The organism is Pseudomonas sp. P5_B2 (assembly GCF_056400445.1).
Map to the genome: position 1 here is coordinate 1 of NZ_JBFULH010000998.1, position 1,181 is coordinate 1,181.

Sequence of the window (1,181 nt, forward strand, 5' to 3'; positions counted from 1 at the left end):
GCCGTGYGTTACGCGATGTCTTGTCCAGACGCACATTGCCGGCCACGGTAGTCAGCGCACGAATGTTCAGCTCTTGCGGCGAAGCAAGAGCAAACAGTAAGGCGACCACATCGTCTGCACCCGGATCGGTGTCGATGATCAAGTCGATTTTTTCCGCCGCTTGGGCGCTCGTTGCAGTATTCAGGGACAAAGGCAGCACACTCCGGCAGGTGGTGCAGTTTCTGAGCATTGCGTTACATGTCGCACGCTCCTTGTGCGTGGGGGAACCGTATGTGAATGGCGCTAGAACGTCACCCCCGACACCAGCACGATGTTGCAGTACGGCGCACATTCGCCGGTACGAACAATTGCCCGCGCCTGGCGGCTGAGGACCTTGAACTGATCATGGCTAAGCAGCTCGCGCGCACCCAGCACGCCTTCGACGTTCAGTTCGTCCAGAACGCTCAATGCCGGTGGCTGCTTGTCCAGAATTTCCTGGGCCAGCACATGGCTTTCGACCTGCATTTCGCTGAGCACAACTTTCAAGGTACTGATGAAGTCCGGAATACCTTGGGTCAGCGCCAGATCAATCAGTTCGACACCTGGCGGCACCGGCAGACCGGCATCGCCGATGACGACCATGTCGCCGTGTCCCAGCGAGGCAATCAGCCGCGACAACGCGACATTGAGCAGTGGTGTTTTTTTCATGGTGCTTTGAACGCCTGTACGTCGGACAAATTGGGAATCGAGGGTTGCGCGCCAGCCCGGGTGACCGACAGTGCCGCGGCCACCTGCCCGAAACGGATTGCTTCGGCTTCGCTGCTGCCAGCGGCCAAGGCGGCAGCAAAACCACCTACGAAGGTGTCCCCGGCGGCCGTGGTATCGACGGCCTTGACCTTCGGTGCCGGGAAATGCTCCAGGCGTGCGCCGTCGGCGAACAGCGAACCCTCGGCGCCCAAAGTGATAATCACTTTCCCCGCACCCATGGCGATCAGTCGGGTCGCGGCGGTTTCGGCCGACTCCAGGGAATCCACCGACAACCCTGTCAAAGCAGAGGCTTCACTCTCGTTGGGAATCAGGTAATCGATGGCGGCAAACCAGTCAGCCGGCAAAGGGCGACTGGCGGGAGCCGGGTTGAGAATGACGATCTTGCCCAGTTCGCGACCTCGTTTGAGCGCATGGCCAACCGTAGCGTCCGGCAC

At 60.3% G+C, this 1,181-nt stretch carries 3 protein-coding genes; all 3 read right to left on the bottom strand.

The window, feature by feature from the left end:
- Nucleotides 1-229: nucleoside hydrolase (locus tag AC1DRJ_RS28650; protein WP_477805104.1), on the bottom strand; the 229-nt coding region annotated here is incomplete at its 3' end.
- A 53-nt stretch (nucleotides 230-282) separates the two neighbouring features.
- Nucleotides 283-687 (bottom strand): D-ribose pyranase, encoded by a 405-nt coding sequence (gene rbsD / locus AC1DRJ_RS28655; RefSeq protein ID WP_477805105.1) that lies wholly within the window; start codon nucleotides 685-687, stop codon nucleotides 283-285.
- A partial coding sequence (locus tag AC1DRJ_RS28660) for a PfkB family carbohydrate kinase (RefSeq protein ID WP_477805106.1) occupies nucleotides 684-1,181 on the bottom strand: 498 nt, incomplete at its 5' end. The genes rbsD and AC1DRJ_RS28660, both read right to left, overlap by 4 nt.